Below are 22,790 nucleotides of genomic sequence, written 5' to 3'. Positions count from 1 at the left end.
TCAGTCACCTGCCTGGATCAGGCCGCCCCTGCGCCGCATCAGCAGCGCGGTGAACGCCATCGACAGGGCGAACAGCACCAGCGCCACCACGCACGCCGAGCCGTAGTCGAAGCGCTGGAAGCCGAGGTTGTAGACGAGCTGGGGGAGGGTGAGCGTGGACTTGTCCGGGTAACCGGGTTCGAACTGGGTGCCGGCGCCCTGGATCACCCCGGAGGCGACCTTCCCGGCCACCAGCGGCTGGGTGTAGTACTGCATGGTCTGGATCACGCCGGTGACCACGGCGAACATCACGATCGGCGAGATGGTCGGCAGGGTGACGTACCGGAAGCGCTGCCAGGCCGAGGCGCCGTCCAGCTCGGCCGCCTCGTACTGCTCGGCCGGCACGTCGAGCAGCGCGGCCATGAAGACGACCATCAGGTCGCCGATGCCCCACAGGGCCAGCAGGGTCAGCGCCGGCTTGGACCACGCGGGGTCGTTGAACCAGCCCGGCGCGGGCAGTCCGGCCTTCTCCAGCAGGGAGTTCACCGGGCCGGTGCCCGGGTTGAGCAGGAACGCGAAGGCCATGGTCGCCGCGACCGGCGGGGCGAGGTACGGCAGGTAGAACAGGGTGCGGAAGACGCCCGTACCCGTCCTGATCCTGGTGATGAGCAGCCCGACGCCCAGGCCGAACACCACGCGCAGGGTCACCATGACCACGACCAGCCACAGCGTGTTGCGCAGCGCGGGCCAGAACAGCGGGTAGTGCCGGAAGACGTACGTCCAGTTCTTCCCGCCGCTCCACTGCGGCGGCCGGAAGCCGTCGTAGTGCATGAAGGAGAAGTAGACCGTGGAGATCAGCGGATAGGCGAAGAAGACCGAGAAGCCGACGAGCCACGGCGACATGAAGGCGAGGGTGCGCAGTGCCGCGCGCCGGCGTTTCGACGCGAGGGTGACGGTGGCCATCACCGGGCCTGCGCGATGTCCGTGTCGATCTGCGCGGCCGTCTTCCGCAGTCCGGCCTTGAGGTCGGTGACCTTGCCGCTCTCGTAGTCGTAGCCGAACTGCTGGATCGTCACCAGGTACACCCCGCCGTTGACCGAGGCGGGAGTGGTGGTCGAATGCGGATCGGCGGCGATGTCCAGGAAGGTCTTGAAGCGCGGGTCGTACGTCAGTTTCGGGGACTTCAGCGCGGCGAACGTGGAGGGCACGTTGTGGATGTCGTTGGCGAAGCCGACCACCGCGTCCGTGTCCGTGGTGATGTACCTGAGGAACTCCCAGGCCGCGTTCTGCTTGCGGCTGGTGGCGGCGATGCCCGCGATGGTGCCGGTGATGTAGCCCTTGCCGTACTGGCCGGCCTGGTCGTCGGGGACGGGCAGCGGGGCCACCCCGATGTCGAAGCCGGGCTTGGCGTCCTCGGCCATGCCGAGCCGCCACTCGCCGTCGAGCTGCATGGCGACCTGACCGGTGTGGAAGGGGTGCTTGGGGCCCCATTCGTCGCCGAGGGTGGCGCGGAACCTCTCCAGCCGCGTGAAGCCGCCGAGTTCGTCCACCAGTTTCTTCTGGAGCGTGAAGCCCTCCTCGAACGCGGGGTCCTTGGCGAGGTTCGACTTGCCGTTCTCGTCGAAGTACGTCGGCGAGAACTGGCCGAGGTAGTGCTCGGTGGTGGACTCCCAGCCGTGGTAGTCCGGCATGAACCCGAGCTGCCGGTAGCCGTCGCCGCGGGGGATGGTCAGTCTTTTCGCGTCGGCCTCGAACTCCGACCAGGTTTTCGGGGGGCCGGCGATGCCCGCCTTCTTGAACGCCGTCTTGTTGTAGTAGAGCCCGTACGCGTCACCGAGCAGCGGAACGGCGCAGCGGTCGCCGTCGAACCGGGTGTACTCGTTCATCGGCTTCGGGAACGTCTTCTCCGGGTCGATGCCGGACTTCTCGAAGAACGGGTTCAGATCGACCAGCGCGCCCGAGGAGCAGAACCTGCCCACGTTGTTCGTGGTGAACGACGAGATGACGTCCGGGGCCCGGTCGCCGCCGGCCCGCAGCGCCTGGTTGATCTTGTCGTCGGTCATGTTGCCGACGATGTTCACGTGGATGGCGGGGTGCGCGGTCTCGAAGCCGGCGACCAGCGCCTTGACGGCCTTCACCTCGTTCGGCGCGCTCCAGGCGTGCCAGAAGGTGATCGTGGTGTCCTTCGAGGGGTCGTCGGTGGCGCCCGAGCCGGACTGGCCGGTACAGGCGGTGGCGAGGAGGGCGAGGGAGGCGGTCAGGGCACAAGCCGCTTTTCGGGCGGCCGCGGGTATGGCTGGGGGCATGGCGGTGGGCATGGCGAGGTCTCCCAGGGACAGGTGCCAGGGGCAGGTGCTACCGGGGTGGGGCGGGCTCAGCGCGAGGTGTCGAAGACCTCGTCGCGGGTGGCGGCGAGCGCGGACTCCAGCGCGCCGCGCAGCACGGGGTGGTCGTGGACGTCGCCGACGACCAGCCGGGGACGGGCCGCGGCCAGTTCCTCCAGCTCGGCCTGGACGAGGGCGCGCAGCACCTCGCCGCCGGCCGTCAGCGCGGAGCCGCTGAGGACGACGAGTTCGGGGTCGAGGACGGAGACGAGCGAGGCCAGACCGGTGGCCAGCCGGGTGGCGTAGGCCTGGAGCAGCTCCTGGTACGGGCCGCTCGCGTGGTCGGCGGCGCGGGCCACGAGCGCGGTGGCGGCGTCGGGGTACGGCCCCGACGGCACGTCCGGGACGCCGAGTTCCCGGGCCAGCTTCGGCAGCGCCTGGGAGCCGGCCAGCTCCTGGTAGCCGCCGCTGTTGGCCTTGGTGACGTGCCGGACCAGGGGGGCGCCCGGCACCGGCAGGAAGCCGACCTCGCCGGCGCCGCCGGTCCAGCCGCGGTGCAGCCGGCCGCCCAGGACCAGGGCGGCGCCGAGGCCCTCCTCGTTCCAGAGCAGCACGAAGTCACCGTGGCCCCGGGCCGCGCCGAGCCGCTGTTCGGCGATGGCGACGAGGTTGACGTCGTTCTCGTACTCGACCGGCATCGGCAGCGCCGCCGCGAGGTCGTCGAGCAGCGCGGGGGAGTGCCAGCCGGGCAGGTGGGAGGCGTAGCGCAGCCGCCCGGTGGTGGGGTCGAAGGCGCCGGGCGTGCCGATGACCAGCCGGTGCACGTCGGACCGGGCGAGTCCGGCCGCCTTGACGGCGCCGTCCAGGGCGTCGGTGACCTGCTGGACGACGGAGCGCGCGGGGTGCCGGCCGGGGGTGGGGAGTTCGTGCTCGCCGACCGTGCGGCCGGTGATGTCGGCGACGGCGGCGCGGATGCGGTGCGGGGTGACGTCGAGCCCGGCGGCGTAGGCGGCGGTCGGGTCGACCGCGTACAGCTGGGCGTTGGGGCCCGGGCGGCCCTCGCTGGTGCCGGTGAGCCGGACCAGGCCGGCCGCCTCCAGACGGGCCAGCAGCTGGGAGGCGGTGGGCTTGGACAGGCCGGTGAGCTTGCCGATCCGGGTACGCGACAGCGGCCCGTGCTCCAGCAGCAGGTCCAGGGCGGCGCGGTCGTTCATGGCGCGCAGGACGCGCGGGGTGCCCGGCGTACCGGCGGTTCCTGCCATGGGGTCGACACCTGCCTTTCCGGCCGCCCAGCTTTTCAGTGACCCGGGCACGACGTCCAGTCTTGATCACCGGACCCCGAGATCACTGTTAGGAAACTTTCCTATTGCGGGTGGGAGGAACGTAAGCCGAGGACGAAGGGGGCGTCAATAGACGACGCCCCCGAGGCAACGGAGTCGTTACCTCGGGGGCGTCGCGGTACGGGCGTGGCCCGGCGGCTACTTCACGGTCACGTGGTCACCGGCGGAGGTCTTCGCGGCCGTGGTGGCCGTACCGGCGAAGACGAAGCGGTAGGTGCCGCTCCGGCCCGCCTTCACCGTGGTGGACAGGGCGCCCCCGGCGCCGGAGGTGACCGTCCTGACGGCGGTGTACGTGCCGCCGTCCGCCTTGAACTGCAGGACGGCCTTCTGGTCCCGGTAGCCCGTGTACGAGCCGGTAGCCCAGTTCGCGCGGGTCAGCCTGCCCTTGACGGTCAGCGTCCTGCCCTTGGCCACCGGCTCCGGGGCGGCGTCCGCGGTCAGCCGGGACGCGCGCCGCACCGCCACCGAGGCGAGGTTGCCCCACATGGTGACGTCGGACTCGCTGTGCAGGTAGTCGTCCGAGACGCTGCCGTCGCTGTGCGCGTAGACGCCCGCGGCCTTCCAGGTGCCGGCGTCGGCGGCCTCGTACAGCGTCTCGTCCGGAGCGGCGACGATGCGCTCGGTGCAGCTCTCGGTGACGGTCGTGTCCGTCGTGGCGGTGGTCGTGCAGACCGGGGCCCTGTCCGGACCCAGATCGTTGTCGAGCGACCTCAGGGTGCCGCGGTACAGGATGACCGCCTGCAGCGTGTTCTTCTGGTCGATGACCACGTTCTTCGGCCGCGTCAGGGTGTACGACACCGGCACGTTCACGGCCTTGGTGGTGCCGACCACGACCGGCTTGCCCTTGTTCACGGTCACGCCGGAGAACGTCAGGTCCGGTGTACCGGCCGCCGACGCGGCGGGCGCGGCCAGGCCGGCCAGGGCCAGGGCGCCGGACAGGGCGGCGCCTATGGCGAGCTTTCGCATGTTTCCCCACATTCGAGACGGGCCCCCGGGGCGACGTCGCGCTCCGGATCAGGGGTCCGTGGTGGAGCGACCCTAGAGGATCACCGGATGCGGACGGAATGCGGGGTTCCTGTGAGGGCGGTCCGGATCCGTGCGGCGGTCGGCGGGGCGTCACGGATGCGCAACGGCTGTGGTTTTCGCTGGTCACGGCACGTACATTCGGGCGACGCGCGAGACGGGGAGAGACGAAGTGAGAAGAAGCCGTACGACGGTGGCGGCCCTGCTGCTGGGAGCGGTGGCGGTGGCGTGTACGGCGCAGCAGCCGCACCGGGTCCGGGCGGCGCCCCCGGCGAAGCCGTCCGCGTCACCGTCCTGCGGCTCCGGCACGTTCCGCTGGGGCGGGGTGCGGCAGGAGACACGGCTGACCGGTGTCTCCCCGGTGGTGAAGGTCGGCGAGGACGACGGCTGGACCACCTTCCGGAACATCCCCGTGCGCACGGTCGTCGCCTCCATCCAGGCGAACGGCGTCCGGGTGTCCCCGCGGCGCGCGCTGGCCTCGCTGGAGAAGCGCCTGAACTACGACACCGGGGCCCTGATGGCTCCCGGCGAGGACACCGCCCACCATCCCCGGCACCCCGACCGCATCGACTTCGACGGCGCCGGCCGCTTCGTCACCGCGGAGGCCGTGAAGGTCGTGGACGCGGGCTTCGCGGTGACCTGCCCGGACGGCACGCACTACGGCAGCGTCACGACCTGGCTGAACGCCGACCAGGGCGCGTCCCTGGCCTGCGGGGTCGACCCCGGCGAGGAGGCGTGGCTCCGCGAGGCCTACCAGCTGGCCTGCGGGCCGCTCAGTCGGTGAGGAACGGAGTGGTGTCGAGGGTGGGGTAGGGCGCGGGGAGGGGGAGGGGGTCGCCGAGGGTGACCTTGGTGTCCGTCTTGTAGTAGGCCTCGGTGGGGTCGTCGCCGGGGAGGACGGGGTCCGTGTAGCAGTGGGCCGTCTGGGAGTGGCGGTCGATGAGGACGTAGACGGGGATGCCGGCGGCCGCGTAGGTGCGGAACTTGGGGCCGGTGTCGGTCTCGTGGTTGGTCGACGTGACCTCGCCGACGAGGGCGATCATGTCGATGGGGTACCAGCCCTTGTTGGCCTTGCGGTACGACTCGTCGAGTTCCGTCGGCCTGCGGCGGCGGACGTAGAGGTCCGGAATGATCAGGGCCATGGTCCTGCCGTCCTTGTGGGCGGCGCGGTAGCCGTTGCCCATGCCCACGAGGCGGTGTCCGGCGGCTCGGAACTGAAAGCTCAGCTCGAATGCGCCATCGTTGTGGTGGTCGTTCGGTTGCGGCGGCACGAAGGCGGTCCCCTCGACGTACTCGGGTCGAATCGGCATCGGTGCTGCCTCTTCGATCGCGCTCAACAGGTCGATGGGGTCCACCTGCGTCATGACCGGCTCCATGATCGGTTCGGCGCTCATCGCTTCTCCTCGTCACGCTGATGCCAGGCTAAGCCCACGCCGGGCGCCCCGCTGCAACGATGGGGCACCCCGTGCGCGCCCGGCGCCGGAATGCCCCACTCGTTCACTCGAACGTGTGTGCCGAACCGTTCCGCTACTTCGCCGGCGGCGCCGAGCGCTGCGGGGTGATCGGGGCGGCCGCCGCCGTCTGCGGGGAGTCCGTGTTGGAGTAGACCGAGGGGGCCGCGACCGTGGCGGTGGGGTCGGGGGTGTCCTCCTGGTCCTCGACGGCCGTCGCGCCGCCCACGATGCGGATGCTCGCCGCGTCGAACGCCCGCTTGATCCGCCAGCGCAGCTCCCGCTCCACGGTGACCGACTTGCCGGGCATCGTCCTGGCCGAGACGCGGACCACCATGGAGTCGATCAGCACCGAGTCCAGGCCGAGCACCTCGACCGGGCCCCACAGCAGCTCGTTCCAGGGCTCTTCCTTGCTCAGCCTCTCGGCGACCTCGTCCAGCGTGGCCCTGACCCGGTCCAGGTCCTCGCTCGCCTTCACGGTCACGTCGACCCCGGCCGTCGCCCAGCCCTGGGACAGGTTGCCGATCCGCTTGACCTCGCCGTTGCGGACGTACCAGATCTCCCCGCCGTCGCCGCGCAGCTTGGTCACGCGCAGCCCGACCTCGATCACCTCGCCGGTCGCCACACCCGCGTCGATCACGTCCCCGACGCCGTACTGGTCCTCCAGGATCATGAACACGCCCGACAGGAAGTCCGTGACCAGGTTCCGCGCGCCGAAACCGATCGCCACACCCGCGACACCCGCCGAGGCCAGCAGCGGCGCCAGGTTGATCTTGAAAGTGCCCAGCACCATCAGCGCGGCCGTGCCGAGGATCAGGAAGCTCGCCACCGACCGCAGCACCGAACCGATCGCCGCCGCCCGCTGCCGCCGCCGCTCGGCGTTGACCAGCAGCCCGCCCAGCGCACTGCCGTCCACGGCCTGCGCGGTGCGGTTCATCCGGTCGATCAGCTTGGTGATCGCCCGCCGCACCACCGCGCGCAGCGCCACCGCCACGACCACGACCAGCAGGATCTGCAGCCCCATCGCGAGCCACGTCGACCAGTTCTGCTCGACCCAGCTCGCCGCGTTCGTCGCGCTCTCCTGGGCGTCCTGGAGCGTCGGCACGGCCGGTGCCGTCGAGCCCGACGGCGACGGGGACGGGGACGGCGATGCCCCGGCGGCCAAGAGGGCGGCGGGCAGGGACGACACGGCAGGTACCTCCCAGGTGCTGCACGGTCCGTACCGGCGGGCGGTCAAGGTCACGAAAAGGTCACCGGGCGGACAGGACCACCACACTAACGGGGCATTGTGCGTGCCTCGTGCCGATCCGCACAGGAGGCGTGCAGGAGAGACACGGCTCACGCGGGCTTGAACAGGCCATGGTCCGGGGGATGTATCGGGTGTGGTCGAAAACACTCCCAGCCCGTTACCGGGACATGGTGGCGCGTTCACCAGGCATGAGGGGAGACTGACTGCAGATCGTCCCGGCGCGAGCCACGCGCCGCCGACGCCCAAGGAGGCACCCGTGCCGCATGTCCTGGTCCTCAACGCGTCGTACGAGCCGCTCGGCGTCGTACCGCTCCGCCGCGCGCTCGTCCTCGTCCTGGAGAACAAGGCGGTCTCCCTGGAGGAATCCGGCGCCTATATGCACAGCGCAACCGTCACCCTCCCCGCACCCAGCGTGGTCCGGCTCAAGCGATTCGTCCGGGTCCCCTACCGAGGGCCCGTCCCGCTCACCCGCCGTGCGCTCTTCGCCCGCGACGGGGGCCGGTGCATGTACTGCGGTGGCGTCGCAACCAGCGTCGACCACGTCATCCCGCGCAGTCGCGGGGGCAAGCACGTCTGGGACAACGTGGTGGCCTCGTGCCGCCGCTGCAACCACGTCAAGGCCGACCGCCACCTGGTGGAACTGGGCTGGCGGCTCCGCCACAAACCGGCTCCGCCGACGGGACTGGCCTGGCGGATCATCGGCACGGGGCACCGCGACCCGCGCTGGTTGCCGTACTTGCAGCCCTACGGCGCGGACGATGCTCTGGCCCGGATCGACGGTATCTCCGCCTAGTCGAACCGGGCCGCTGTGTGTCCGGGGCGTGCCCGGGGGCCCGGGGGCGTGTGCGGTGTGGTCGCGGCCGTGAGACGCCTCGCGGGTGCCCGGGCCGGTCAGCCGCGCGGGCCCTCCGGGCGTGCGCCGCGCACGGCGTACAGCCCCGCACCCAGCACGAACGCCGTCACCGCCGCCGCCCACGCGCCCGCCGCCGCGCCCGGCTGCATCGGCCACGCCCAGACCGTGGCCGCCCGGCCCCGTGCCGCGTGGGAGCCCAGGTAGACGGCGGTGACGTAGCCGAACGCGGGGAGCCAGCTCAGGCGGGCCCCCAGGAGTACGGCCGCCGCCGCCGTCAGGCCCGTACAGCCGAGGGTGTTGCGGAGCACGGCGGGCGGGCCGAAGGTCTCCGTGTGGCCGAGGACGGCCGGGGTCACCAGCAGGGCGGCCAGCGCCGTCAGGCCGGCCAGCTGCGCCAGCCGGCGCGGCCACCAGCGGCGTACGGCCGTGCGGTCCAGCTCGTCCGAGGCCGTGTACAGGCTCGCCCCGATCACCGCCGACGCCAGCAGCGGGGCCAGGGCGACGATCGGCACCCGGCGGTCGGGGTCGAGGTAGGCGTCCAGCCGGCCCGCCGCCCAGACCGCGAAGGCGGCCGTCGCGGCGAGCGCGGCCAGGGTGGCGGGCAGGGCACGGGAGCGGGCGTACAGGAGGAGTCCGGTCACAGGGCCGGCACCCCCTTCGGGTCGCAGGCCGCGCGGGCCGCGAAGTACGCCGACAGCCAGTCGCGGCGCTCGTCCTCCGCCATCCCGGCCAGCCGGGCGCGCGCGGCACGGCGCTCGCGCAGCTCGGCGCGGCGGGTGCGGTCGCCCCGTGCGTCGGCCTCGTCGAGCGCCTTGCCCACCCGGGTCGGCGCGAGGTAGTGCTCGACCGCGTCGTTCGCCCCCAGCATCCGGGCGGTCAGGGTGCGCTCCGGGCAGTCGACGCCCTCCAGCGCGACGACGGCCTCCCACGCGAACTGCTCCGGATCGGTCAGCCGCCCCCGCACCGCCGACCAGCCCAGCGGCGTGATGCCCGGCAGCTGCGCCTCGTCGGCGCGCAGGGCACCGCCGTGGTCCGCCCAGCGCCCCGGCAGGTTCCGCACCCCCTCCAGCTTCCCCGTGACCCCCGACAGGGCCTGGCCGACCTGCGGGAGCATCCCGGCGTACCGGGCGTTGACACAGACCGCCGGAGCCACGGAGGTGTCGCACACCTGGCGGCGGGCGAGCGGATCGGTGTGCCACAGCCCGTCCCCGGCCTGCACCAGCAGCGCGCCCGCGGCCAGCGCGGCGGCCAGCGGCAGCAGGGCCAGCACCCGGCGCCGGGCCGCGTACGCCAGCGCGGCGGCGCACGCCAGTCCGCCCGTCCACACCGCCATCGCCCACGGCTGCCACCACACCGGCAGCTGCCCGACCGCGAGGGTCGTGGCCGGACCGAGCCGGCGGCCCACCTCCGGGCCGTCGATCGACAGGACACCCAGCCCCACGTACCCGGCCATCGCGAGCAGCGGGGCCGCCAGCCGGGTGGGCACGGTCCGGCCCAGCACGTGCCCGGCCAGCGCGCCCGCCACCACGGCGACCGTGTCACCCGGGAGCAGCGCCGGGTGCGGATGGTCGCCCTGGGCGTAGGGCCAGGTGGCGAGCAGCGCCAGGACCGCCGCGACCAGATAGCCGGCGGCCGCCCACAGCGCCACCGGAAGGGCCGACACGAGCAGGCGGGCCAGCGGTGACCGCACGGTCGTACGCCACAGCTCCTCGGTCCGGCGCCGACGCTCCCGGCCGCCCTGCCAGCAGCCCGCCGCCGCGGCCAGCGGAAGGACGATCAGCAGGGCCGTGTGCGTGTCGGTGGCGGTCTCCGCCCACCCGCCCTGCCAGCGGTCCGCCGTGCCGGCGAGCATCGCGCCGGTCGTCAGCAGCACCGCGGCCCCGGCCCAGGGCGCGAAGCCGCGGACGGCCTCGGCGCGCAACGGGTGCGGTGCCCGCGCGGGCACCGCCGTGCGGTCGGCGGGATCCACGGTGTCCGTGGGACGCGTGGCGAGGGTCATCGGACCGCCTCCCGCGCACCCGGCGCACGGTGGGCGCGCAGCGCCGCCGTGTACCCGCGCTCGATCGGATGGTCACCGGGCCCGCCGGACGTCTCGCCGAGCAGTGACAGCGCCTGCGGCGTGCCCCGGTACGCGATCCGGCCCCCGTCCAGCAGCGTCACCTCCGTACAGGCGGCGGCCACGTCCTCCACCAGGTGGGTGGAGACCACCACGGTCGACGAGGTGCCCAGCTCACGCAGCAGTTCGCGGAACTCCACCCGCTGCTCCGGGTCCAGACCGGCGGTCGGCTCGTCCAGCAGGAGCACGGCGGGGTCGTTGACGATCGCCTGCGCGATCCCGACCCGGCGGACCATGCCGCCGGACAGCGTCCGCACCTTGGCGTCGACACGGTCCGCGAGACCCACCCGGGCCACCGCCCGTTCCACGGCCGCCGGTACCCGCGCGGCCGGCACCTCCTTCAGCCAGGCCACGTACGCCACGAACTCCCGCACGGTGAACCCCGGGTAGTAGCCGAACTCCTGCGGCAGATAGCCCAGCCGGCGTCGCACCCCGGCCAGGGCGCGGTGGCCGGCGGTGTCCTCGCCGAGCAGCTCCACCCGCCCGGATTCCGGCCGCGCCACCGTGGCCAGCACCCGGATCAGCGAGGTCTTCCCCGCCCCGTTCGGCCCCAGCAGCCCGTGCACACCGGTGCCGAGCGCCAGGTCGAGCGAGTCGAGGGCAAGCGTCTTGCGGTGCCGGACCCGCAGGCCGGTCACACGTATGGAACTCATGGGCTCTCCAGGAGAAGAGGGGAGTACGAAAGGGGCGAGGGGGTGGCAGGGGCGGGCCGGCGCAGGCCGGTGGAGTGGTGGGCGGCCGGCCGGCGCCGGACCGGGAGCGCCCGCCGCACGGCAGGGCGTCGCGTGCGTACGGGCGTCACCGGCGCCGTGGCCGGTCGTGGCCGTACCCGCTGCTCCGGTGACCGGCCCGGCCCGGTCACCGGGACGTGGTCCGCCCGCCGTCAGGGGCGCAACGGGCGGTCGTACGCCGGGCGGCGCAGCACCAGCAGGGCCGCGCTCAGGACGGCCGCCGCCGCCCACACGGCCTGCGTCGCGGTGCCGTCCAGGCAGCGGGAGAGCTGCTCGGACAGCCGTGCCGTCGCCGCCGCACCCGGCGCCACCGCCACCGGTGACAGCACGGCGCACAGCCAGCCGCCCCCCGTCACCCCGGCCGCGACCCGGCACCCCACGAAGGAGGCCAGGGCCAGCGAGGCCAGCGCCAGCGCCAGCCCCGGCAGCAGCCAGGCCGCCGCGGCCGGCGCACCCGAGGCGGGCAGCAGCAGCCCGGCCAGCGTCAGCAGCGGCACGCACACCGCCAGCACGGCGACCGTACGGGTGAGCACGAGCCGCAGCCCGCCGCTCGGAGTGGCCGCGGCGACCTCGTGCAGGGGGTCGGCGTGCGGGCCGTAGGACAGGGCGACACCGGCGACCGGCACCACCGGTGCCACGGCCAGCAGCAGCGCCCGCGCTCCCGCGAACCCCGCCAGGTAGGAGAGGGCCGGCGCGGCGGCGGCCACGAGCAGCACCGCCGGCAGCCACGCCCCGCGCACGGCGGGCCCCGCGGCCCACAGCAGCCGGGCGAGCCGGGACAGCGCGCGCCGCCGGGCAGGGGCGGGGGACACGACGGGCGCGGGCGACGGGGCAGGGGCGGGGGAGGGGACGGGTGTGAGGGAGGCGGCAGGGGCGGGGGAAGGGACGGGTGTGAGGGAGGCGGCAGGGGCGGGGGACACGGTCGGTTCCGGCGCCGACTCCAGCACCGCCGCCCGCACCCGCGCGAGCACCGCCCCCGCCGCCGTACCGCGCACCGCGGCCGACACCCGGGACGCGCACCCCGCGCAGTCCTCCACGTGCTTCTCCAGGGACCACGCGTCCGGCTCCGGCAGGTCGCCCCCGGCGTAGCGGGCGACCAGGTCGTCGGAGACGTGCCAGGGCCCTCGTTCGCGCCGTGTCATGCCGTACCTCCCAGCGGGGACGGGTGCAGATGGTCGAGTGCCTCCCGCAGTTCGGCGCGGGCACGGCGGGCCCGGGACTTGACCGTGCCCTCCGGGATGCCGAGCAGCCGGGCCGCCTCCCGTGTGCTCAGCCCGTCGACGACCGTCGCCCGCAGCACCTCCCGCAGCTCCGGGGAGATCCGGTCGAGCGCGGTGCCGACATCGCCGTACTCGAGCCCGGCCAGCACCCGGTCCTCGGCGGACGGCACGGCGGCGGACCCGTACCGTCCGGCGGACCCGGGCTCCGGCAGCGGTCCCGCGACCCGCGCGGCCCGGTCCTGCGCCCGCCGCGCGTCGACGAGCCGGCGCGCCGCGATCGTCCACAGCCAGCCGCCGGCCTCCTGCCCGCGGTGCCCGGCCGCCGACCGCCACACCGTGACGAACGTGTCCTGCAGCACCTCCCGCACCAGCTCCGGGTCGGCGCACCGCCGGGACAGCCGCGCGTGCAGCCACCCGGCGTGCCGGTCGTACAGGCCGGCCATCGCCGCCGCGTCCCCCTGTGCGACGGCCCGCAGCAGGGCGGCGTCCGCGCCGCTCCCGTCGTCCGTCTCCCGCTGGCCCCCCATGGGGCGGAACAGTCTCACACCCCCTCTATCGATCACCGGACCGGCGCCGGATCACCCCGGCGCCGGTTTTTGCCGGGCGTGGCGCGGGGCTCACGGGGTAGGCCTGCGGTAACCCCACCCGTCCGAAGCCGTAGCACCCGCACACCGACAAGGAGGCCCCCGTGGCCGCACCGGCTCGACTCCCCATCCCGGCCCAGTCCCAGTGGAAACCCGTGGCGGAGCCGTCCGCCGACACCGACCAGGCGGCGCTGTGCGTGTTCAGCGCCGAGAGCGCCTGCACCCAGGCACCGCTGACCAGCGAGCCGCCGCTGCCCGAGGCCGCCCCCCTGACCAGCGAACCCCCGATCGCCGAGGCCGCCCCGCTGACCAGCGAGTCCGACCCGGTCCCGGACTTCTACGCGCCGGAGCTGTAGATGGCCGCGGCGCCCGACGAGCACCCAGCGGAGGACCTCGCCCGGCTCGCCGAGCTGCACGGCGTCGCCACCTCCTACCGCCCCGCACCGGACCGCACCGTCCAGGTCCCCGCCTCCGCCGTGACCGCCGCCCTGGCCGCCCTCGGCGTCGACGCCACCGGCCCGGACGCCGTACGCACCTCCCTCGCCGCCCGCGAACGCGAACTGCGCGAGCGCCTGCTGCCGCCGACGGTGGTCCAGTGGTCCTCCGCGGAACCGTCCGCCGCCCCCACCGTCCCCGCCGCCCTCACCGCCCTGCCCGTCGGCACCCGGCTCCGGGTCGAGACCGAGGACGGGGAGGAGCGGGTCGCGGAGGAACGGGCCGGGAAGGAACGGGCCGGGGAGGAACGGGCCGGGGAGGAACGGGCCGGGGAGGCGGAGTCCCTGATCGCGGACCTTCCGCTCGGCGTCCACCGGCTGACCGCCACCGCACCCGACGGGCGCACCGGCGAGGCCTGCCTCGTCGTCGCCCCGGACCGGCTGCCCGCCCCGCCCGGCCGCTCCTACGGCCTCCTCGTCCAGCTGTACTCCCTGCTCTCCCGGCGCTCCTGGGGCATGGGCGACCTCGGCGACCTCGCCGAACTGGCCGGCTGGGCCGGACGCACCGCCGGCGCCGGGTTCGTCCAGGTCAACCCGCTGCACGCGGCCGTACCCGGCGCCCCCACCGACCCCTCCCCGTACCGCCCCTCCTCCCGCCGCTTCCCCGACCCCGTCCACCTGCGGATCGAGGACGTCCCCGAGTTCGCCTACGCCGAGGACCGCGAGCGGCTGGGCGCGCTGCTGGAGCGGGCCGGGCGGCTGCGCGCCGCCGTCCTGGACAAGGGCGCCCTCATCGACCGGGACGCGGTGTGGGAACTGAAGCGGGAGGCACTGGAGCAGGTCCTCGCCGTCCCCCTCGGCCCCGGCCGGCAGGCCGCCTACGACGCCTTCCGCGCCGCCCACGGCCAGGCCCTGGACGACCACGCCACCTGGTGCGCCCTCGCCGAACTCCACGGCTCCGACTGGCACCGCTGGCCGGACGGGCTGCGCGACCCCCGCTCGGCCGCCACCGCGCGCGCCAGGGCCGACCTCGCCGACCGCGTCGAGTTCCACGCCCGCCTCGCCTGGCTCACCGACGGACAGCTGCGGGCCGCCCAGCGCGCCGCCCGCGAGGCCGGCATGCCCGTCGGGATCGTGCACGACCTCGCCGTCGGCGTGCACCCGGCCGGCGCCGACGCCTGGGCCCAGCAGGACGTGTTCGCCGCCGGCATGTCCGTCGGCGCCCCGCCCGACGCCTTCAACGCCCGCGGCCAGGACTGGGGCCTGCCGCCCTGGCGCCCCGACCGGCTCGCCGCCACCGGCCACGCCCCCTACCGCGACCTCCTGCGTGCCCTCTTCCGTTACGCCGGCGCCCTGCGCATCGACCACGTCATGGGCCTGTTCCGGCTCTGGTGGGTACCCCAGGGCAGCCCGCCCACCGACGGCACCTACGTCCACTACGACGCCGAGGCCATGCTCGCGCTCCTGGCCCTGGAGGCGACCCGCGCCGGGGCCGTCGTGATCGGCGAGGACCTCGGCACCGTGGAGCCGGGCGTGCGCGAGACGCTCCAGCGGCGCGGGCTGCTCGGCACGTCCGTCCTCTGGTTCGAACGGGACTGGGAGGGCGACGGCCGCCCCCTGCCGCCCGAACAGTGGCGCGCCGACTGCCTGGCCACCGCCACCACCCACGACCTGCCGCCCACCGCCGCCCGGCTCACCGGCGACCACGTCGACCTGCGCGACCGCCTCGGCCTGCTCACCCGTTCGGCCGCCGAAGAACGCGCCGAGGCCACCGCCGACGCCGCCGAGTGGCTCGCCCTGCTCGGCAGCCTGGGCCTGCTGGACAGCCCGGCGGCCGGACCGCCCGGCTCCGACGAGGAGGAGGAGATCCGCGCCGTCCACCGCTTCCTGCTGCGCACCCCGGCCCGGCTGATCGGCGTCTGGCTCCCGGACGGCCTGGGCGACCGCCGCCCGCAGAACCTGCCGGGCACCTGGGACGAGTACCCGAACTGGCGCCTGCCCGTGGCCGACTCCGACGGCCGGCCCGTGCCGCTGGAGGACCTGGTCGCCTCGCCGCGGCTACGGGCCCTGCTGGACGTACTCCGGCCGTCCGGCGCCGGACCGGCGGCCCGACGCTGACCCGGCGCCCAAGCCCCGGGGTGGCCTTGTTGGGCACCCCGGGCGCGCGGCCCCGACACCGGTTCGCTAACTTGATTTCCGTGGACAAGAAGAACGCCCTGCGCGCCGGCGCCCTGGCCGCCGGTACGACGCTGATGATGCTGCTCATGTCGTCCCCCGCGCTCGCGCTGACCCGCGACGACGGCGACGACCCCGGCAAGGGCCTGAGCGTCATCGAGACGCTGGGCCTCTACGTCATTCTCCCGGTCGTGCTGTTCCTGGTCATCGCCGGACTGGTGATGGCCCTCGACCGCACCCGGGCCAAGAAGGACACCACCTCGTCCAACATCAACATCAAGCCCGAGGCCCGCGCCAAGGCCTGACCGGCCCTCGGCCCGACGGTTTCCCCACCGGGGCGCCGCTCACCCTCCCACCGGTACGTCCACACGTCGTACCCGGGGGGTGACCGGCGCCCCGGCTTTTTTGCGCTGTGCCCGTCGGCGGAGCCGGGCGAGCGGAGCCGGGCGGGCGGCTCGGGCATTCGGTGCCGCTCAGGGATTCGGTGCCGGCTCAGGGGTTCGGTGTCGGCTCAAGGGTTCGGTGCCGTCAGATAGCGCTGGACGGTCGGCCCCAGCCACGCCAGCAGTTCCGCGCGGGGCAGCTCCCTGGCCGGTGTCAGGCGCAGTACGTAGCGGGTGAGGGCCAGGCCGAGCAGCTGGGCGGCGCACAGCGCGGCCCGCGCGGGGACCTGCTCGGGGTCCGGGCACACCTGCCGGGCCACCGGCAGCAGCTGCTCACGGAAGACGCCGTGCATCCGCTCGGCCCCGGCCTGGTTGCTGGCGCCGACCCGGAGGACGGCGGTCAGCTCCTCGTTCTCCTCCCACAGATCGAGGAAGTGGCCCACCAACGTGCGGCCCACCTCGTCGCGGGGGACCTCCGTCAGGTCCGGCAGCCGCAGATCGAGCGCGACGGCCGCGGCGAACAGCCCTTCCTTGCTGCCGAAGTACCGCATCACCATGGACGGGTCGATCCGCGCGTCCCCGGCGATGGCCCGGATGGTGGCCCGCTCGTACCCGTCGGCGGCGAACCGTTCGCGGGCGGCGGTGAGGATGGCGGTACGGGTGGCGTCGGAGCGGCGTGCTGGCATGCCAACAAGCGTAGGCCCACAAACGTTGGCCCCACAAGCGTTGGCCTACGGGTGTTGGCTTCACGGGTGCGGGTCTGCGGGCGGGTCTGCGGGTGTTGGCCTTGCCGGTGCGGGCCTACGCGCGTTGGCGTACGTGTGTTGGCATCGCTGGCGCTTGGCCTCGCCGGCGCTTGGCCTCGTAGGCGTTGCCTACGCCTGTTGGCCTACGCCTGTTGGCCTACGCCTGTTGGTCTCACAAGTGCTGGCCCATGGGGTGCGCGGTCTCGTAAGTCCTGACCTACAGGGGTGGGCCCACGAATGTGGGCCCACAGCTGTTTGCCAACAACTGTTGACACCCCCCGCCGCGCCGCCCTACCGTTGCCAACAAGCGTTGACCAACACCCGTTGGCCAACACCAGTTGCCCAACGGGCGTTGGCACCCCAGGAGGCCCCCATGAACGGCACCACCGGCACCGGCCACACCCCCGACCAGACCCCCGACCGCACCGCCGCTCACACCGCCGCCCACACCGCCCGCATCCTGATCGTCGGCTCCGGCCCCACCGGCCTCCTCCTCGCCGGCGACCTCGCCACCGCCGGTGTCCCCGTCACCGTCCTGGAGAAGCGCCCGCGGAAGATCAGCAACCTCTCCCGCGCCTTCGTCCTGCACGCCCGCACCCTCGAACAGCTCGACGCCCGCGGCCTCGCCGACGATCTGGAGTCGGTCGGCCGGCCCCTCGACCGGCTCCGCCTCTTCGGCCGGCTCACCCTCGACCTGTCCCGCCTCCCCTCCCGCTACCGCCACCTCCTCGTCCTGCCGCAGTACGAGGTCGAGAAGGCGCTGGAGCGGCGGGCGGTCGAGGCGGGGGCCGAGTTCCGGTACGAGACCGAGCTGACCGGGCTCGGCCAGGACGCGGACGGGGTGACGGTCGAGGTCCGGGGGCCGGACGGCCGGACGGAGTCGCTGCGGGCCGCGTACGTCGTCGGCGCCGACGGCATGCGCAGTGCCGTGCGCCAGGCGATCGGGCTGCCCTTCCCGGGCCGGTCGGTGATCCGTTCCGTCGTGCTCGCGGACGTCCGGCTCGCCGAGGAGCCGCCGACGGTGCTCACCGTCAACGCGGTCGGTGACGCCTTCGCGTTCCTCGCGCCCTTCGGCGACGGCTACTACCGGGTGATCGGCTGGCACCGGGGCCATGACGTCCCGGACGACGAGCCGCTGGACCTCGCCGAGATCAAGGAGATCACCCGTCTCGCCCTCGGCCGGGACTACGGCATGCACGACGCCCGCTGGATGTCCCGCTTCCACAGCGACGAGCGCCAGGCGCCGGCCTACCGGGCCGGGCGGGTCTTCCTCGCCGGGGACGCGGCGCACGTGCACACCCCGGCCGGCGGCCAGGGCATGAACACCGGGCTCCAGGACGCCGCCAACCTGGGCTGGAAGCTCGCCGCGGTGGCCGGCGGGCACGCGGATCCCGGGCTGCTCGACACCTACCAGGCCGAGCGGCACCCCGTCGGCCGGGCGGTGCTGCGCAGCAGCGGCGGGATCGTCCGCCTCGCCATGGCCAAGCGGCCCTGGACGCTGGCGGCGCGCGCGGCGCTCACCGCGTTCCTCGACCGGGTCGGCCCCGCGCGGCGCAAGGCCGTCGGCCAGATCACCGGCATCGGCTACCGCTACCCCGCACCGCGCGGCGCCCACCGTCTCACCGGCACCCGTGTCCCCGACGTCGCCCTCGCGGACGGTGGCCGGCTGTACGAGGCGCTGCGCGGCGGACGGTTCGTGCTGATCACTCCGGAGCCGTACGAGGCGGGGGCCGGCCGCACGGACCGGCTGGCCGTGGCCCGCTGGGCGAGCGGCCGCCGTACGACCGTGCTGGTGCGCCCCGACGGATACGCGGCCTGGGCCGCCGACTCGGCGGCCCCCGCGGAGACCGAGGCGGCTCTCGCCCGCCACCTCGGCCCGGTCGGCCTCACGCGTGACGTGGTCGGTTGAACCCCGTGACGGCTACTCGGCCGTCGCGTCCAGCAGTTTCCGCAGCAGGCCGGCCAGGTGGCCGGCCTCTTCGGCGTCCAGGGCGGACAGGGCGGCGCCCTCCGCCGCCAGACCGGCGCCCACCGCCTCGTCGATCAGCCGCAGCCCCTCCTCGGTGAGGGTGACCTTCAGGCCGCGCCGGTCGTGGGGGTCGGGGGAGCGGCGCAGCAGTCCGGCGCGCTCCAGCTTGTCGAGCCGGCCGGTCATCCCGCCGGTGGTGAGCATGAGGGTGGCCGACAGTTCACGGGGCGAGAGGGTGTACGGCTCGCCGGAGCGGCGCAGGGTGGCCAGGACGTCGAACTCGCCGCGCGAGATGCCGTAGGGCTTGTACGCCTGCTCCATCCGGTCGCCCATCGCGCGTGAGAGCCGGAAGATCCGGCCGAAGACCTCCATCGCCCGGGTGTCCAGGTCCGGCCGCACCCGGCCCCACTGCTCGATGATCGCGTCCACGGCGTCCGCCGGCTGTTGCTGCATGCGCAGAAGTATCGGCCCCTTTCCGCTCGCCCGCAAGAAAGTCACTTGCAATTAAGTAGCTTAGCGCTAAGCTACTTACCACTGACTCGCCTGTGCCTCCCAGGAAAGGGCCCGCCATGACCACCACCCGTACGGCCGGCGGCAGCACCACCGCCGTCATAGCCCTCACCGCCCTCGCTCCCGTCTCCTGGGGCACCACCTACGCGGTCACCACCGAGTTCCTGCCGCCGGACCGCCCCCTGTTCACGGCCCTGATGCGCGCCCTGCCCGCCGGACTGCTGCTGCTCGCCCTCACCCGGGTGCTGCCGCGCGGGGTGTGGTGGGCCAAGGCGGCGGTGCTCGGGGTGCTGAACATCGGGGCGTTCTTCCCGCTGCTGTTCGTCGCGGCGTACCGGCTGCCCGGCGGGATGGCCGCGGTCGTCGGCTCGGTCGGGCCCCTGTTCGTCGTCGGGCTCTCCGCCCTGCTGCTCGGCCGGCGGCCCGAGCCGCGCACGCTGCTCACCGGGGTGGCGGCGGCGTTCGGGGTCAGCCTCGTGGTGCTGAAGGGGGCCGGCGCGCTCGACCTCGTCGGCGTCCTCGCGGCCCTCGCCTCCACCGCCGCCATGGCCACCGGCACCGTGCTGACCAAGCGCTGGGGCCGGCCGGAGGGCGTCGGCCCGCTGGCGCTCACCGGCTGGCAGCTCACCGCGGGCGGCCTGCTCATCGCGCCGGTCGCCCTCCTGGCCGAGGGCGCCCCGCCGGCCCTCGACGGCCGAGCCGTCGGCGGCTACCTCTACCTCGCCCTGGCCAACACGGCCGTCGCCTACTGGCTCTGGTTCCGCGGGATCGGGCGGCTCACCGCCACCCAGGCCGGTTTCCTCGGCCCGCTCTCCCCGCTGACCGCGGCGGTCGTCGGCTGGGCGGCCCTCGGCCAGGCGCTCACCGCCGTGCAGGTGGCGGGCATGGCGCTGGCGTTCGGGGCGACGCTGGCGGGGCAGCTCGGCGGGGAGCGGAAGCCGCGACCGTTCAGCTCGGCTGAAAAGAACGATCGTAAAGATTCGATGGACCTGACAGTTCCGGCGCTGCGACGGTAGAGGCACCCCCGGCCGAAGAAGCTCCACCGGCAGACGACCCCAGCCCAGCGGCGACGACCGAGTCGCCCCGGAAAGGCCCCCTGTGACCGCAGCCGTGCACCAGACCCCCACCGCCTCCACCGCCCCCGTGCCCCGCACACCGGCCCGCCCCGCCCCCCGGCGGCGGCGGGCCGCCGCACCCCTCCTCGGTCTGGTCTGTGCCGCGCTCGCCACCGTCGTCTGGTCCGGCAGCTTCGTCACCTCGCGCGGCCTGCACGACAGCGTCCCGCCCGTCCAGCACGCCTTCTGGCGCTGGGTGATCGCGCTGGTCGCCGTCGCCCCCTTCGGCGCCCGGCAGGCCTGGCGGCAGCGGCGCCTGTTCCGCCGGCACGCCCGGTACGTGCTCCTCGCCTCGCTCCTCGGCGTGGCCGTCTACAACACCCTCGTCAACCAGGCCGGTCTGACCACCCCGGCCGCCACCATGGGCATGATCATGGCGGCCTCGCCCGTGCTCATGGCCCTGCTGGAGCGGCTGGGCGGCGTACGGCTGGGGACGCGGCGTACCGCCGGGCTGCTGCTGGCCTGCGCGGGCGTGGCCCTGCTCCTCGGCGGCGACGCGGACTTCACGGCCGGCGGGCTGTGGATGCTCGCCGCCGCCTGCTGCTTCGCCGGCTACAGCGCGCTGCTGCGCCGCCGGCCGGCCGAACTCGGCGGCACCGCCTTCCTGTTCACCACGTTCCTCGCCGGCACCGTCCTGCTGCTGCCCGCGCAGGCCGTCAGCCTCGCCGTGCAGGGCGGTTTCCGCCCGGCCCCCGCCACGGTCCTGCCCCTCCTCTACGTCGGCGTGGCCTCCTCCGCGCTCGCCTTCTTCGCCTGGAACAAGGCCGTCGACCTGATCGGCGCCACCCGCGCCGGCATCGTCTACCACCTCCAGCCGGTGTGCGTGGCCCTGCTGTCCTGGGCGCTGCTCGGCGAGCGCACGGGGTGGCCGCACCTGCTCTGCCTGGCGCTGATCCTGGCCGGAGTCGTGCTGGGCGCGGGCTCCCGTCGCTGACGGCTCCACGGGGCCGTGCTCCGGCGGCCGTGGCGGCGGCGGTACCGTGCGGGCATGGCCGAGTGGGACCTGAGGAAGCTGCGGATCCTGCGCACCCTGCGCGAACGGGGCACGGTCACCGCCACGGCCGGGGCCCTGCACATGACCCCGTCCGCGGTCTCCCAGCAGCTCGCCGGCCTCGCCGCCCAGCTCGGCGTGCCCCTGCTGGAGGCACACGGCCGCCGGGTCCGGCTCACCGACGCGGCCCGGCTGGTCCTCGCCCACACGGAACCGGTGTTCGAGCAGCTGGAGCGGGCCGACGCGGCCCTCGCGGCGTACGCGCGCGGCGAGGCCGGAGAGGTCCGCGTCGGTGCCTTCCCGACCGCCGTCCCCGCCCTGGTCGTACCGGCCGTACGGGCCCTGCGCGCGACGCACCCGCGGGTGACCGTACGGGTCCGGGAGGCCGAGGCCGCCGAGGCCTACGACCTGCTGGCCGCCGGCGAGGTCGACCTCGCCCTGTCCCTCGCGGCCGGGGCCCCCGACGCGGCCGACGCCCGCTTCACCCGCGTCCCGCTCCTCGCCGACCCGCTGGACGTCGCCCTGCCCCCCGGCCACCCCCTGGCCACCGCCCCCGCCCTGACCCTCGCCGACCTGGCCGCCGAGTCCTGGATCTTCGGCGGCAGCGGCCCCTGGTCCGACATCACCCGGCGCGCCTGCGAGGCGGCCGGCTTCAGCCCCGTCCAAGGGCACTCGGCCTCCGGCTGGACGGCGATCCTGGCCATGGTGGAGGCGGGGATGGGCGTCGCCCTGGTCCCGAGGACGGCGGCCGGCCGAGGAACCGGCGTGGTCCTGCGGGAACTGGGCGCGGACCGCCCCGTCCGGCACGTGGTGGCAGCGGTACGCCGGGGCGCCGCCGACGCCCCGGCGACCGCCCGGGTCCTGCGGGCCCTGCGCGGCGCGGCGCGGGAGCTGGAGGCCGACGACCGAGCGCGCGAACCGGGCCCGGCGGTGTCTCCGTAGCACGGCAGCCGGGAGCGGGCCCGAGATGCTGAGTCACCGAAGGGCGGCTAGCGTGAAGGAAAAGGGCCGCGATCAGGGGTGTGCCCGCCGCCCGGCGAGTGCCCCGTCCACCGGGGCCGACAGCCGACGCGGCGCAGGCCCGCTGCTCGTCCCCCCGCGGCAACACCTACGACCGCGCCGCCCGATCCCCGCGGCCGCGGCCATCGCCCCGCACCGGAAACCCCGCGAGGGCGTGGAAGGAAGGTAGGCCCATGAAAGCACAACGCGTGAGGCGTCTCCTCGCGGCCACCGCGACCGGCGTCCTCCTTGCCGGTGGTGCCGCGATCGGCACAGCGGGCACGGCCTCGGCCGCGACCACCCCCACCCAGGTCCCGACCCACCACGGCTGCTGGGGCAACTGCTTCAACAACGGCTTCAACAACGGCTTCCGCACCGGCTTCGTCCCCGGCTTCGGCTTCGGCGGCGGCGTCGTGGTGATCGTCGTCAGCTGAACGCCCGACGCGGCCCCCGACCGCCGGTCCGGCCGCTGACCCAGCCCCCGGTGGGGGGGGGGGGGGGGGGCGGAGGGGGGGGGGGGAGGGGGGGGAGGAAGGCAACCCAAACCCAGACGGGAGAAAGAAGAAACCAACCCCCCCCCACGGAAACAAAACCACCT

At 74.4% G+C, this 22,790-nt stretch carries 23 protein-coding genes; 10 read left to right on the top strand and 13 right to left on the bottom strand.

Annotated features, from left to right (window positions below; translation table 11 throughout):
• From ACZ4VF_RS12740 to ACZ4VF_RS12725, 4 genes are all read right to left on the bottom strand, one after another.
• Complete coding sequence (locus ACZ4VF_RS12740) at positions 1–942, bottom strand: carbohydrate ABC transporter permease (protein WP_467925501.1); 942 nt, start codon at positions 940–942, stop codon at positions 1–3.
• A complete protein-coding gene (locus tag ACZ4VF_RS12735; RefSeq protein WP_467925499.1) occupies positions 942–2,285 on the bottom strand; it encodes an ABC transporter substrate-binding protein in 1,344 nt (447 codons plus the stop codon). The genes ACZ4VF_RS12740 and ACZ4VF_RS12735 overlap by 1 nt, the downstream gene beginning before the upstream one ends.
• 68 nt (positions 2,286–2,353) lie before the next feature.
• Positions 2,354–3,565 carry an ROK family transcriptional regulator gene (locus tag ACZ4VF_RS12730; RefSeq protein WP_467925497.1) on the bottom strand — a complete coding sequence of 404 codons (1,212 nt, stop codon included), beginning with the start codon at positions 3,563–3,565 and terminating at the stop codon, positions 2,354–2,356.
• A gap of 216 nt (positions 3,566–3,781) precedes the next feature.
• Positions 3,782–4,609, bottom strand: a complete 828-nt coding sequence (locus tag ACZ4VF_RS12725; protein ID WP_467925495.1) for a hypothetical protein — start codon at positions 4,607–4,609, stop codon at positions 3,782–3,784.
• A gap of 229 nt (positions 4,610–4,838) precedes the next feature.
• Here ACZ4VF_RS12725 and ACZ4VF_RS12720 point away from each other — a divergent pair, with 229 nt between their 5' ends.
• On the top strand, positions 4,839–5,450 hold the full coding sequence (locus tag ACZ4VF_RS12720; RefSeq protein ID WP_467925493.1) for a hypothetical protein: 612 nt from the start codon (positions 4,839–4,841) through the stop codon (positions 5,448–5,450).
• Here ACZ4VF_RS12720 and ACZ4VF_RS12715 read toward each other — a convergent pair.
• Together ACZ4VF_RS12715 and ACZ4VF_RS12710 are read right to left on the bottom strand one after the other, a co-directional pair.
• Positions 5,440–6,060 carry a Uma2 family endonuclease gene (locus tag ACZ4VF_RS12715; protein WP_467925491.1) on the bottom strand — a complete coding sequence of 207 codons (621 nt, stop codon included), beginning with the start codon at positions 6,058–6,060 and terminating at the stop codon, positions 5,440–5,442. The two genes, ACZ4VF_RS12720 and ACZ4VF_RS12715, sit on opposite strands and share 11 nt — an antisense overlap.
• Positions 6,061–6,193: 133 nt before the next feature.
• A complete protein-coding gene (locus tag ACZ4VF_RS12710) occupies positions 6,194–7,306 on the bottom strand; it encodes a mechanosensitive ion channel family protein (RefSeq protein ID WP_467925489.1) in 1,113 nt (370 codons plus the stop codon).
• Between the two features lie 316 nt (positions 7,307–7,622).
• Here ACZ4VF_RS12710 and ACZ4VF_RS12705 point away from each other — a divergent pair, with 316 nt between their 5' ends.
• A complete protein-coding gene (locus ACZ4VF_RS12705) occupies positions 7,623–8,159 on the top strand; it encodes an HNH endonuclease (protein WP_014672759.1) in 537 nt (178 codons plus the stop codon).
• A 98-nt stretch (positions 8,160–8,257) separates the two neighbouring features.
• On the opposite strand, the gene ACZ4VF_RS12700 is transcribed toward ACZ4VF_RS12705, so the two are convergent.
• The 5 genes from ACZ4VF_RS12700 to ACZ4VF_RS12680 all read right to left on the bottom strand — a co-directional run bounded on the left by ACZ4VF_RS12700 (position 8,258) and on the right by ACZ4VF_RS12680 (position 12,813).
• A complete protein-coding gene (locus tag ACZ4VF_RS12700) occupies positions 8,258–8,860 on the bottom strand; it encodes a hypothetical protein (RefSeq protein ID WP_467925487.1) in 603 nt (200 codons plus the stop codon).
• Positions 8,857–10,218 carry a hypothetical protein gene (locus tag ACZ4VF_RS12695; protein ID WP_467925485.1) on the bottom strand — a complete coding sequence of 454 codons (1,362 nt, stop codon included), beginning with the start codon at positions 10,216–10,218 and terminating at the stop codon, positions 8,857–8,859. The genes ACZ4VF_RS12700 and ACZ4VF_RS12695 overlap by 4 nt, the downstream gene beginning before the upstream one ends.
• Complete coding sequence (locus ACZ4VF_RS12690; RefSeq protein WP_467925483.1) at positions 10,215–10,988, bottom strand: ABC transporter ATP-binding protein; 774 nt, start codon at positions 10,986–10,988, stop codon at positions 10,215–10,217. The genes ACZ4VF_RS12695 and ACZ4VF_RS12690 overlap by 4 nt, the downstream gene beginning before the upstream one ends.
• A gap of 230 nt (positions 10,989–11,218) precedes the next feature.
• On the bottom strand, positions 11,219–12,208 hold the full coding sequence (locus ACZ4VF_RS12685) for a cupin domain-containing protein (RefSeq protein ID WP_467925481.1): 990 nt from the start codon (positions 12,206–12,208) through the stop codon (positions 11,219–11,221).
• Positions 12,205–12,813 (bottom strand): RNA polymerase sigma factor, encoded by a 609-nt coding sequence (locus ACZ4VF_RS12680; RefSeq protein WP_467925652.1) that lies wholly within the window; start codon positions 12,811–12,813, stop codon positions 12,205–12,207. The genes ACZ4VF_RS12685 and ACZ4VF_RS12680 overlap by 4 nt, the downstream gene beginning before the upstream one ends.
• 161 nt (positions 12,814–12,974) lie before the next feature.
• On the opposite strand from ACZ4VF_RS12680, the gene ACZ4VF_RS12675 reads away from it, so the two are divergent.
• The 3 genes from ACZ4VF_RS12675 to ACZ4VF_RS12665 all read left to right on the top strand — a co-directional run bounded on the left by ACZ4VF_RS12675 (position 12,975) and on the right by ACZ4VF_RS12665 (position 15,784).
• Positions 12,975–13,226, top strand: coding sequence for a hypothetical protein (locus tag ACZ4VF_RS12675; protein WP_467925479.1), 252 nt, complete (start codon positions 12,975–12,977; stop codon positions 13,224–13,226).
• Entirely contained in the window at positions 13,227–15,422 is a 2,196-nt protein-coding gene (gene malQ / locus ACZ4VF_RS12670; RefSeq protein WP_467925477.1) for a 4-alpha-glucanotransferase, read from the top strand. It begins immediately after the preceding gene.
• A gap of 80 nt (positions 15,423–15,502) precedes the next feature.
• Positions 15,503–15,784, top strand: coding sequence for a hypothetical protein (locus tag ACZ4VF_RS12665; protein WP_467925475.1), 282 nt, complete (start codon positions 15,503–15,505; stop codon positions 15,782–15,784).
• A 206-nt stretch (positions 15,785–15,990) separates the two neighbouring features.
• On the opposite strand, the gene ACZ4VF_RS12660 is transcribed toward ACZ4VF_RS12665, so the two are convergent.
• Positions 15,991–16,548 carry a TetR/AcrR family transcriptional regulator gene (locus ACZ4VF_RS12660; protein ID WP_467925473.1) on the bottom strand — a complete coding sequence of 186 codons (558 nt, stop codon included), beginning with the start codon at positions 16,546–16,548 and terminating at the stop codon, positions 15,991–15,993.
• A gap of 433 nt (positions 16,549–16,981) precedes the next feature.
• Here ACZ4VF_RS12660 and ACZ4VF_RS12655 point away from each other — a divergent pair, with 433 nt between their 5' ends.
• Positions 16,982–18,517, top strand: a complete 1,536-nt coding sequence (locus ACZ4VF_RS12655) for an FAD-dependent monooxygenase (protein WP_467925471.1) — start codon at positions 16,982–16,984, stop codon at positions 18,515–18,517.
• Between the two features lie 12 nt (positions 18,518–18,529).
• Here the strand turns inward: ACZ4VF_RS12655 and ACZ4VF_RS12650 are convergent, their stop codons facing one another.
• Positions 18,530–19,030 (bottom strand): MarR family winged helix-turn-helix transcriptional regulator, encoded by a 501-nt coding sequence (locus ACZ4VF_RS12650; protein WP_467925469.1) that lies wholly within the window; start codon positions 19,028–19,030, stop codon positions 18,530–18,532.
• A 116-nt stretch (positions 19,031–19,146) separates the two neighbouring features.
• On the opposite strand from ACZ4VF_RS12650, the gene ACZ4VF_RS12645 reads away from it, so the two are divergent.
• From ACZ4VF_RS12645 to ACZ4VF_RS12630, 4 genes are all read left to right on the top strand, one after another.
• Entirely contained in the window at positions 19,147–20,103 is a 957-nt protein-coding gene (locus tag ACZ4VF_RS12645; protein ID WP_467925467.1) for an EamA family transporter, read from the top strand.
• A 127-nt stretch (positions 20,104–20,230) separates the two neighbouring features.
• Positions 20,231–21,136, top strand: coding sequence for a DMT family transporter (locus ACZ4VF_RS12640; protein WP_467925651.1), 906 nt, complete (start codon positions 20,231–20,233; stop codon positions 21,134–21,136).
• Between the two features lie 54 nt (positions 21,137–21,190).
• Positions 21,191–22,135, top strand: a complete 945-nt coding sequence (locus ACZ4VF_RS12635; RefSeq protein WP_467925465.1) for a LysR family transcriptional regulator — start codon at positions 21,191–21,193, stop codon at positions 22,133–22,135.
• Between the two features lie 251 nt (positions 22,136–22,386).
• Positions 22,387–22,626: a hypothetical protein gene (locus tag ACZ4VF_RS12630; protein WP_467925463.1), complete on the top strand. Its 240-nt coding sequence runs from the start codon at positions 22,387–22,389 to the stop codon at positions 22,624–22,626.
• Positions 22,627–22,790 lie beyond the last annotated feature (164 nt).

The organism is Streptomyces sp. NPDC029151 (assembly GCF_055564315.1).
The sequence above is the reverse complement of the archived record's forward strand: the minus strand, read 5'-3'. Positions and strand labels throughout refer to the sequence as shown.